Below are 9,982 nucleotides of genomic sequence, written 5' to 3' on the forward strand. Positions count from 1 at the left end.
CGAGCCCTACGGCGAATTCTCCTACCCTGCGATCATCCAGGCGCGCGACGGCACGATTCACGTCACCTACACCTACAACCGGCGCAACATCAAGCACGTCGCGCTCAACGAGGAGTGGATTCCCGCCGGGGAGTAGGCCGCTGCCGCCCCCGCGATCTCCGTCGAGGTGGCGCAGGCGGTGTAGAAAGCGGCGGCCCGCCCCTGAAAGTGAGGGCGGGCCGCGTTGCATACCCCAGGCCGGCCCGGCGCGAGGCACCGAGCCGACGCACGGTCACTGGATCTCGTTCGGCATCGTCATCACACTCATCATCTGGTAGAAGCCCAGGCGCATGTACTTGACGTGCCCGTCTGCAAACATAGTCGGCATCGTGAACGGGATCGTCGGCGCGGGCCCACCTAACTCCACCGGCACGATGTGCTGGGCCGCCCACACGTAGCTGTAGCCCTCGTGCGCGGCAGAGGCGAGACAGCCGCCCATCGGCTTCCACACCGGATCGTCGAAGTTGCCGACGGCATTGGCGCAGGCCCAGTACTCCTGGGGGGCGTCCGAAGTCTGGTCAATGTAGGCGAGAAAGTCCGCGGCGTCCCACATCTGCCCCATGTTGCCGCAGTAGCCGTACGCGCCGCTGGCCGTCTGGTAGGGATAGTGGCAGCAGCCCCACCAGTAGCTGCCGACACGCATCCACCAGGCGTACCCCGGATAGGTTGCATAATGGGTGAAGTTGCCGACCTTGCGCACGCCTATCGCGGGCCCCGACGTCAGTACTTGCGTCTCGATCGGCGACGACCGGTCGGTCCGGATCCCGGTGGGGCAGTTGAAGAGGTCGAGGCTCTTAACGTACGTCATGAGCACGTCGGCCAACTGCCAGTAGTCCTTCGACCCCATGTCCGCAGCTGCGGCATCCCCGGCGGTGGGCTGGGGGTCAACCGGGAGGAGCGGGTGTGAGGTCGAGAAGGTGCCGTTGTTGCAGGCGGGCAGCACCTCGTCATAGTCCTGGGCGTACATCAGCGCCGCCAGGGCGATCTGCTTGAGGTTGGAGAGACAGGTCGCCTTCCTCGCCGCCTCGCGCGCCCGCGCGAAGACCGGGAAGAGGATGGCGGCCAGGATTGCGATGATCGCAATCACGACGAGCAACTCGATCAACGTGAAACCATGACTCCTTCGCATCTGCTCATTGCCTCCTCAGCACTGCTGTTACGTGCAAAGACCGGTTGAGTTGCTATGCGAACTGCGGGCGGCCCTGTCTGCTCCCATCCCTCCTTTCGGGCCTGGTGTCCCGCTGTTGTGGATCTCAAGAAGTCATATACTCCGGCTTTAACCGGACGGCCCCAGGATTCCTGCCGGCGACTGCGCGCCGGTCGGCGCCGTTTCGAGTCTCCTGCATCTACTATACAACGGGAGCCGATTCCACAGGTGGACGATAGCCACAGGCAGGTGCACTTTCCAGACCGGGGGCGACGCGGCTGAGACGGCTGCCATACCGCATGACACGGGAGCGAGAGCCGCCCCTACGCGGGATTCGTCAGCAGGCACCGGGCGTTTTCGTGGAAGATGAGGCGCCGCTCGTCATCGGTCAACGGCAGCGCGCGAATGCTCGTCAGCGCCTCACCCTGATCCGACCACGGCGAGTCGGTCCCGAAGAGGATGTGCTGCGTCCCGTGCGCGCGCAGAATGTCCATGAACCGCTGTGTGCCCAGCTTGTGCAGGCAGAACGAGGTGTCGAAGTAGATGTCCCGGCCGACGAGAAACTCGTGCACCTCGTCCCATTCCAGGTAAGCCCCCATGTGCGCCGCGATCACGGTCAGGCCGGGGAATTCGTCAAGCACGCGCGCGATGCGGCCGGGCGTCGCTCGGATCGCCGGCAGCGGCAAGATCTCATTGCCCGCGTGGAAGTACACGATCATCCCCGCATCGCGCAGCGCTTCGTACATGGGGAACATGCGCGCCTCGTCGGGATTGAAGCCCTGAAACTCCGAGTGGAACTTGACGCCGCGAACGCCGAGGTCGCGCATGCGGGCGATTTCCGTGACCGCGTCTTCCAGGTCCGGGTGCAGCGAACCGAAGATCGTCAGATCGCTGCCGCCGTTGCCGGCCGCCCAGTCGGTGATGGAGCGCACCTGAGCGGGAGATGTCGCCACTGGCACGACGACGCAGTGCTCGATGCCCGCCGCGGCCATGGAACGACGCAATCCCGCCAGCGTGGCATCGCTGTGGCTTGGCACCTGGTAGTTCTCCTCGAGCGCCGCCATCGCTTTCGCCGCCACGCGATCCGGAAACGCATGGGTGTGGAAGTCAATCACAGGCATGTTGGTCATATCGGTTAAGCCGCTGCGCCGCCCTCCGCAGGCGGCGTATCGTTCTTCTCTTGCGCTATCGCGGCGCCAGTCAATTGAACAGGCCGCGATGCCAATGCCAGGGATTCAACGCCCGGGATATACCGAAGGCGAACGTCAGGGCGAGCGTCAGCAGGATCAGCACCGCCGCGAGCACGCCGGTGATGATACCGGCGAGGGCATACGGTCGGCTGGCTTGGCGCACCTCATCCGGCCCTCTGGAATTGAGCGCGAACAGGCCCAGCCCGACCGCCGCCACGGCGAGTGGCACTCGCATTGTATCAAGGCAGCAGCACAGCAGGCTGAGGATGCCGCACACCATGGAGGCGATCGCGACGCCGCTTGGGCCGGCGCGCATCGGTGTGCGGAGCGGAGGTGGCGCGTCTGGCTGGGGAGGCTCCTGCGCCGGCGGTGGTGACGGAGTCTCGGGCGGTGCTGGTGGCTGCGGCGTTGGCTGTTCGCCCTCGCGGTCGGGCGCCTCTTGTCGAGCCTTCGCGACGCAATCGGCGCAGATCCATCCCCCGGCTTCATCCCGCTCCTGGACGCACCCTCCGCACACCCCGCGCCCGCAGCGAGCGCACGTGAAGACGGCATCCATCGCCGGGTGATTCGGACACTTCACATGTGACATCCTATCGAGGTCCTCGTATTATTGAAATGACTCCCGGGCTTCGGTGCACGCCCGAACGCGCTCGAGGCGTGCGATCTCCGCGCCCGCGTGATTTCTAGAAAGCGGACAGCCATGCGCGCAGCGAGGAGATGATCGCGATCTCGCTCGCTCCGGCGCACGCTGCCAACGCTCCCCATCCGAGCCAACGCCGCCGGCCCATCTCCAGAATCAGCGCCGCGGCGATCAGCCCATTGAGCGCGAAAACGGTGAGCACGAAGCCGGCCGCGGGCAGAACGGCGAGGCAGCAGTAGCGCGCCGCGGGATGTGCCATCGCTGTGCCGCACCCGCCGATGATAATGATGCCCAACGCGCGCGACGCCGGCGCCCCCCGGCGCGATCCGCCCGCCGGCCGGATGACCCGCGCGAACAGCGGCGCGAGGAGCACGGTTCCACTCGCACCGCACGCCAAGCCGACCAGCGCGCGCCCGACGTTGCCGAGTATGTCGAGCCCGCCGAACTCCAGCACCCACGCCGCGCCGGCGATGATCCACGGCAGACTGAGCAGCGCCATCTGCCACCGCGGCGGCAGGCGGCGGCGCGTTAACGCGCCCGCACACCCGAGCAGCAGCACGGCCCCAAGGATGCCGACGTACATCCCCGTGCACCGCGCGCAGAACGGCGCGACGCTTCCGCCGACGTAGAGCGAACGGGCGTCCATACCGTGACAGCACGCGCGCGCTATCGCTTCAGTTACCGAGTTCACAGCCGCACAACCAGTCGCCCGTCTCTGGCACCGGGCGCTCAACTTCCCGCGTTGTTCCACGCACTCGCGGACGGCTCCTGCCCGCGGCGGGCTGGACTAGGCGCGCGTCGCGCGTGCGCCGCCCCGATGCATCCCGGTTCCGGGCCGCAGCTCGGCCGCGTCGAGCATCAGTCGTGTGCACTAGAGGAACGGCGACACGCCTATCGAAGAAGACGGTTGCATGCCGCACCGAATTCGTGTCTGATGAATGAGCACCGCGCTCCAACCGTGACTATGCCCGAAGGAACAGGGCTGGGGGTGATGAAGGCGCTCTTTGAGGCCCTGCGCCCGCGCCAGTGGCTCAAGAACGGCATCGTCTTCGCGGGTCTGATCTTCTCTCAGAACGTCTCCGACGTGAAGCTCTCCCTTACGGCCCTCGCGGCCTTCGCGCTGTTCTGCGCGCTCTCCTCGAGCGTCTACCTCATCAATGACCTCGGGGACCTCGAGCGCGACCGACGGCATCCGCTCAAGCGGTTGCGGCCGCTGGCCGCCGGCAGGCTGCCGCTCGGCATGGCGTGGGTCATCGCGCCGGCGCTCGCCGTGCTCGGGCTCGGGTTGTCGTTTACGCTGCGCCTGGAGTTTGGGTTGCTGGCCCTCGCATACTACGCCCTCAATCTCGCCTACACGTATTGGCTCAAGCACATTGCGATCGTGGACGTCATGTCCATCGCCGTCGGATTCGTCATTCGCGCCGCGGCGGGGGCGGAGGCGATCGCGGTCGAAATCTCGCCGTGGCTGCTGGTATGCACCATCTTCCTCGCCCTCTTCCTCGCGCTCAGCAAGCGGCGCCACGAGTTGCTCGTGCTGGAAGCCGGGGCCGGCGATCACCGCGCCAGCCTCGCTCACTACAGCCCCTACCTGCTCGACCAGATGATCGCGGTGGTGACCGCGTCCACCGTCATCTCCTACTGCCTCTACACCATGTGGCCCGAAACGGTGGCGAAGTTCGGTACCCACAACCTGGTCTACACCACGCCGTTCGTCATCTTCGGCATCTTCCGCTACCTGTACCTGGTTCACCAGCGCGAGGAAGGCGGCGCGCCGGAGAAGATACCGCTGACCGATATTCCGATGATTATCAACCTCGCGCTGTGGCTCGCCGCGGTGGGTGCGGCGCTGTACCGATGACCCGGCCCTGGGTATCATGAAATCAGGGAGACGCCCGTGTCGCGCCCGAAGATCGCAGTCCTGAAAACCACGCCCGAGACGGTGCTCGAAGACTACGGCCGCCTCATGCGCATGGCCGAGTACGACCGGTACTTGCCCAAGGCCCACGACACCGCGCTCAAGATCAACATCTCGTGGCACCACTGGTACCCGGCGTGCTCGACCACACCGTGGCAGCTCGAGGGCGTCATTCGCGCCATGCTCGACGACGGCTATTCCCGCGACCTGATCCACGGCTGCCACAACCGCACCGTCGTCGTCAGCGCCAAGCGCGGCGAGATTGCCAACAAGCACAAGCCGGTCATCGAGAAATACGGCCTGCGCAACATCCACCTCTACGAGGAGTCCGAGGAATGGGTCACCTACGAACCCAAGGGTGAGATGCTCGTGCTGCCCGAGATCTTCCCCGACGGCATTCACATCCCCAAGCGCATGATCGGCGAGAACATCATCCACCTGCCGACCATGAAGACCCACGTCTTCACCACCATGACCGGCGCGATGAAAAACGCCTTCGGCGGCCTGCTCCACGAGCGCCGTCACTGGACTCATTCCGTCATCCACGAGACGCTGGTTGACCTGCTCACGATACAGAAGGAGATCCACACCGGCGTCTTCGCCGTCATGGACGGGACGCTCGCCGGCGACGGCCCCGGTCCGCGCTGCATGGTGCCCTACGAGAAGGACTACATCCTCGCCGGCGCCGATCAGGTTGCGATTGACGCCGTCGCGGCGAAGATGATGGGCTTCGATCCCATGTCCCTCGACTTCATTCGCATCGCTCACGAGCGCGGGCTCGGGTGCGGCGACCCGAACGAGATCGAGGTTGTCGGCGAAGACATCTCCGGCGTCAACTTCGGCTTTCGCGAGGCCGAGGACACCTTCGCGAGCCGTGGGCAGAAAGCGATATACTGGGGCCCCTTGAAGCCGCTCGAGAAGTTCCTGCTGCGCACCGTGCTCGCGCCGTGGTCGTACGTCGCATCCATCCTGTATCACGACGTGTACTGGTACCCTTGCGTCGGCGCCGGCCGCGTCGGCGAGGCGCTCGACACCAAATGGGGGAAGCTGTTCCAGCAATACTGAGACCTGAGGGCGGTGGCTGCTTCTCGCCGCGCGCCGCCGACCCCCGGTGATGTGGACATGCCCGGTTCACCAACCAACGCAATCTACATCGTCGTCCCCACCTATAACGAGGCGGGCAACCTCGAATCGCTGGTGCGCGAGGTGCTCGCACAGGACGACCGACTGCGTGTCCTCGTGGTGGACGACGCCTCGCCTGACGGCACCGGCGAGATCGCCGAACGCCTCGCGCGGGAAACCGGGCGCGTGGACGTCGTGCACCGCCCGGGAAAGCTGGGCCTGGGCACCGCCTACATCGCGGGTTTCAAGCGCGCGATGGAGTTGGGCGCCGAGTTCGTGGGAACGATGGACGCCGACGGCTCTCACGATCCGCGCAGTCTCCCCGCGTTCATCGCCACGGCCGCGCGCGCGGATGTCGTCGTCGGATCGCGCTACCTGCGCGGCGTGAGCGTCATCAACTGGCCGATGCAGCGCATCCTGCTGAGTTGGTTCGCCAATCGCTATGTGCGATTCATCACCGGGCTCAAGCTCACCGACTGCACCAGCGGGTACCGGCTCTATCGCCGCGACGCTTTGGCAAGCATTCGCCTTGACAGCATCAAATCGAGGGGATATGCTTTTCTTGTCGAGATAGCGTTCCGGACGCACAAGCTCGGATGGCGCCTGGCGGAAGTGCCCATCGTGTTCTACGAACGGCGCCAGGGGCGATCGAAGATGTCGCGCGGGGTCATCCTCGAGGCCGCGGTGACGCCGTGGCGGCTGGCCCTCGGCGGCAGACGATACGCCAGACGAAGCTGACAGCCGGAGTGCGGCGCACCCGGCAGCGCCGCGGAGAGCGAGCCCGTTGAAGGTCGTCCACCTCATCTTCGAGACGCAGTTCGAGGCGGAAGTCATCGGCTTGCTCCATCGTGAGATCGAGGTCCCGAGCTATACGCGAGTGGACAACCTGACGGCCGTCATGGCGATTCAACGGGGGGGGCGCCTGGCCTATCGTCTTGACGACGGCAATAGCATGATGATCGTGGTCTGCGCGGACGACGTGGGGGGACGCATCCTGGCAGGAGTCGCCACCCTGCGCGAGCGGCTGGGGCACGGCGTCCACGCCTATGTCACACAGGCGGAGCAGGTTGTATGACCCGGCCGCAGCAATAAGGTGTTGTATCATGTGCGCCTCGATGTCGTGGCCGGGACAAAAGGCCCTGCTGTATAGCGGAGGGCGGGGATCTAACACGTCGGCCATCGCTGCAGCGTCCCGGCCGGTTCTCCATCGCTCTCTGTCCCGAGGGTGAGCGCGGAGCGCGCCGGCCGCGGGGGCCAATAACTCACGAATTTCGGCTCAGTGAGGTGGCTGCCATGCCCGATAAAGCTCACACCACCAAGCGGGAAGAAAAGAAGAAGCCGGCCAAGAGCATCAAGGAAAAGCGCCGGGAGAAGAAAGCCAAGAAGCAGCAGTCCTTGCTCGGCGGCCCGGGGGCCGCGTAGCATCCCGCAGCCGCACCGCTCGGCTGGTCGCCGTGAGCAGCCACGGAACGTCCGTTCGAGGCGGACGTCCGACGCGGTACTGCACCCGTCAAGAGTTCCCTTGACAGTGCTGACGATTTGTATTATTGTCCTACCGGATAGCAAGTTGCCGTACGACTGCCGCCAGGAAAGCGAATCCCGGTGGAGTTTTCTGGCATCACACTGGGTAAAAGGCCGGTGGAGTTGGCGTCCTGGATCCAGGGCGCTGGAACAGCAAGGAGGAGAGAGTTGAAGAAGCAAGTCAGCCCTGTAGTGACGGTGGTCGTGATCCTGGTCGTGGTCATCATTGTCGCCTTGCTCTGGAGCCACTTCAGCGGTGGCGGGGGCGGGGGCAGCAGCAGCGGCGACCGGGGCGGGTTCAGCCTCGAGTTGGATCCGGAGAAGGTGGATATGGAAGCCGCCCGGGAAAACGCGGCCAAGGAAAGAGAAGAGATGCTCGACGCCCGCCGCTCGGGCGGGGCGCCCGGACGATAGATAGTCCCGGGGCCGCTGCGCTCGGTGGGAACGCGTCTTCCGAGCGACATGGGATAGCGGCGTTCCAGATAGGGGGCGAGACGTGAAAAAGGGCATCAGCCCCGTCGTCACCGTCGTTGTCATCCTGTTGGTGGTGCTGATCGTTGCGCTCGCGTGGTACATCTTCAGCACCCCGCGGGCGACCCCCGGCGACGACACTGGTATCAGCATCGAAGTCACGCCCAAGGAAGAGGCCGGCTCCGTCGCCAGGGAGAAGGCCGCCGAGGCGAAGGAAGAGCTTGACGACCAGCGCGAGTCCAGCGCGGAGCCCGTCCGGTAAGCGCCTCTTCTAACCAAGGAGGAGAGAGTTGAAGAAGCAAGTCAGTCCTGTAGTGACGGTGGTCGTGATCCTGGTCGTGGTCATCATTGTCGCGTTGCTCTGGAACCACTTCAGCGGTGGCGGGGGCGGGGGCAGCAGCAGCGGCGACCGGGGCGGGTTCAGCATCGAGTTGGATCCGACGAAGGTGGATATGGAAGTCGTCCGGGAAAACGCGGCCAAGGAAAGAGAAGAGATGCTCGACGCCCGCCGCTCGGGCGGCGCGCCCGGACGGTAATCCCCGGAGCGCTGCGTGTGGCGAACCATCGCTGCTCGGTCGCCGTGCGTCTTACGAGTAACGCGGGATGGCGGCATCCCGGATAGGAGGCGAGATGTGAAGAAGGGCATCAGCCCCGTCGTCACGGTCGTCGTCATTCTTCTGGTGGTTGTGATCGTTGCCCTCGCGTGGTACATCTTCAGCACCCCGCGGGCGACCCCCGGCGACGACACCGGTATCAGCATCGAAGTCACGCCCAAGGAAGAGGCCGGCCCCGTCGCCAAGGAGAAGGCCGCCGAGGCGAAGGAAGAGCTTGACGACCAGCGAGAGTCCGGCGCACCGCCCGGCCAGTAAGGCGCGCCTCTCGTCGCGAACAGCCTACATCGCCGGGCGTCTCGACTGTGCCTGAGGCGGGGTACACGCTGTACGGGGACGGCCGTTTGCAGCCTGGCCGACGCGACGCGCGAAGCGGACTCCTGCCTGCTTGGGCGGTGAGCCCACAGATCGTGCACCTCGACTGAACTTGCGATGCACGGCGGGTCCCTCGTGGACTCGCCGTGCCGTTCTACGCGGACCTGCTCCACCCGTCGCCCCACGCTCATTGAGCCGTTGCAGCGCTCGTGTCTCCACATCGCCGGGAAGTTGCGCCCTCCACGGTGCATGACCGACGCGCCGCACGGTGTCTGGCGACGCCCCATCCTCGCGAACCGGGCGTTCACCCTGCGCCAGAGCTGAAGCGTCTCGCTTGCCATCCCGCCGCTGAAATCGTCGCAGCCGGGACGTGTTTTCCTCCGGGGCGACGGCTGCAGCACGGCTGAACTGCCGGCCGATGCGCGCCTGAGGCAGCCCTCGGTGGCGCCGTCATCGGCCACCACGGCTTGCACTCCCGCGCCTTGGCGCAGGCACTTGATGATTTGGCGGCTTTGTAGTATCCTAACCGAGGCAATATCTTCATAGGCTAATCATCTCGCACCAAGCCAGCACCCGATGCGCCGGTGCCAGGCGCGGGCCTGGCGGGACGCGATACTATTCCGGGCCGGAAGGGAGGTCAACGCTAACGCTTGGCCCGTCGCAGTGCCGATTGCGAGGATACTCTCGCGTCACAAGCTAAGGAGGCATTCGCAGTGCGAAAGAACCGCGGTTTTACCCTCATTGAGCTGTTGGTGGTGATCGCGATCATCGCGATCCTGGCCGCCATCCTGTTCCCCGTGTTCGCGCGAGCGCGGGAGGCAGCGAGGAAGGCCACCTGTCTGTCGAACCTCAAGCAGATCGCTCTCGCGGCGATCATGTACGCCCAGGACTATGACGAAGTGCTCCCGGCCGCCAATGCATCCGGCGCGAAGGGCAGCTCACACCCCGTTGACCCGGCCAACCAGTACATCACGAGCTACGATCCCTTGGGTTCGGCGGACATGTGGGTGC

The 9,982-nt window shown here is 65.4% G+C and carries 12 protein-coding genes and 1 pseudogene; 9 read left to right on the forward strand and 4 right to left on the reverse strand.

The window, feature by feature from the left end:
- Positions 1-976 precede the first annotated feature (976 nt).
- The 4 genes and pseudogenes from JSV65_16285 to JSV65_16300 form a co-directional block, all read right to left on the reverse strand.
- Positions 977-1,168: pseudogene (locus tag JSV65_16285) on the reverse strand (prepilin-type N-terminal cleavage/methylation domain-containing protein).
- Positions 1,169-1,509: 341 nt separating this feature from the next.
- On the reverse strand, positions 1,510-2,316 hold the full coding sequence (locus JSV65_16290; GenBank protein UCH34090.1) for an amidohydrolase: 807 nt from the start codon (positions 2,314-2,316) through the stop codon (positions 1,510-1,512).
- A 70-nt stretch (positions 2,317-2,386) separates the two neighbouring features.
- Positions 2,387-2,656 carry a DUF4190 domain-containing protein gene (locus tag JSV65_16295; protein UCH34091.1) on the reverse strand — a complete coding sequence of 90 codons (270 nt, stop codon included), beginning with the start codon at positions 2,654-2,656 and terminating at the stop codon, positions 2,387-2,389.
- A gap of 403 nt (positions 2,657-3,059) precedes the next feature.
- Positions 3,060-3,707: a DUF2085 domain-containing protein gene (locus JSV65_16300; protein ID UCH34092.1), complete on the reverse strand. Its 648-nt coding sequence runs from the start codon at positions 3,705-3,707 to the stop codon at positions 3,060-3,062.
- Positions 3,708-3,950: 243 nt separating this feature from the next.
- Here JSV65_16300 and JSV65_16305 point away from each other — a divergent pair, with 243 nt between their 5' ends.
- The 9 genes from JSV65_16305 to JSV65_16345 form a co-directional block, all read left to right on the forward strand.
- Positions 3,951-4,874 (forward strand): decaprenyl-phosphate phosphoribosyltransferase, encoded by a 924-nt coding sequence (locus JSV65_16305; GenBank protein ID UCH34093.1) that lies wholly within the window; start codon positions 3,951-3,953, stop codon positions 4,872-4,874.
- 105 nt (positions 4,875-4,979) lie between these two features.
- Positions 4,980-5,996 (forward strand): DUF362 domain-containing protein, encoded by a 1,017-nt coding sequence (locus JSV65_16310; GenBank protein ID UCH36816.1) that lies wholly within the window; start codon positions 4,980-4,982, stop codon positions 5,994-5,996.
- 57 nt (positions 5,997-6,053) lie between these two features.
- Positions 6,054-6,791, forward strand: a complete 738-nt coding sequence (locus JSV65_16315; GenBank protein UCH34094.1) for a polyprenol monophosphomannose synthase — start codon at positions 6,054-6,056, stop codon at positions 6,789-6,791.
- Between the two features lie 46 nt (positions 6,792-6,837).
- The gene (locus tag JSV65_16320) at positions 6,838-7,128 is read left to right on the forward strand and encodes a hypothetical protein (protein UCH34095.1); all 291 of its coding nucleotides are present in this window, start codon (positions 6,838-6,840) and stop codon (positions 7,126-7,128) included.
- A gap of 614 nt (positions 7,129-7,742) precedes the next feature.
- The gene (locus JSV65_16325; protein ID UCH34096.1) at positions 7,743-7,988 is read left to right on the forward strand and encodes a hypothetical protein; all 246 of its coding nucleotides are present in this window, start codon (positions 7,743-7,745) and stop codon (positions 7,986-7,988) included.
- An 82-nt stretch (positions 7,989-8,070) separates the two neighbouring features.
- Positions 8,071-8,307, forward strand: coding sequence for a hypothetical protein (locus JSV65_16330; protein ID UCH34097.1), 237 nt, complete (start codon positions 8,071-8,073; stop codon positions 8,305-8,307).
- A 28-nt stretch (positions 8,308-8,335) separates the two neighbouring features.
- Positions 8,336-8,581 (forward strand): hypothetical protein, encoded by a 246-nt coding sequence (locus tag JSV65_16335; protein UCH34098.1) that lies wholly within the window; start codon positions 8,336-8,338, stop codon positions 8,579-8,581.
- A gap of 96 nt (positions 8,582-8,677) precedes the next feature.
- The gene (locus tag JSV65_16340; GenBank protein ID UCH34099.1) at positions 8,678-8,914 is read left to right on the forward strand and encodes a hypothetical protein; all 237 of its coding nucleotides are present in this window, start codon (positions 8,678-8,680) and stop codon (positions 8,912-8,914) included.
- Between the two features lie 770 nt (positions 8,915-9,684).
- The coding region (locus tag JSV65_16345; protein UCH34100.1) for a prepilin-type N-terminal cleavage/methylation domain-containing protein at positions 9,685-9,982 on the forward strand (298 nt) is incomplete at its 3' end.

Source organism: Armatimonadota bacterium, from assembly GCA_020354555.1.
In the GTDB taxonomy this organism is placed as follows: Bacteria; Armatimonadota; Hebobacteria.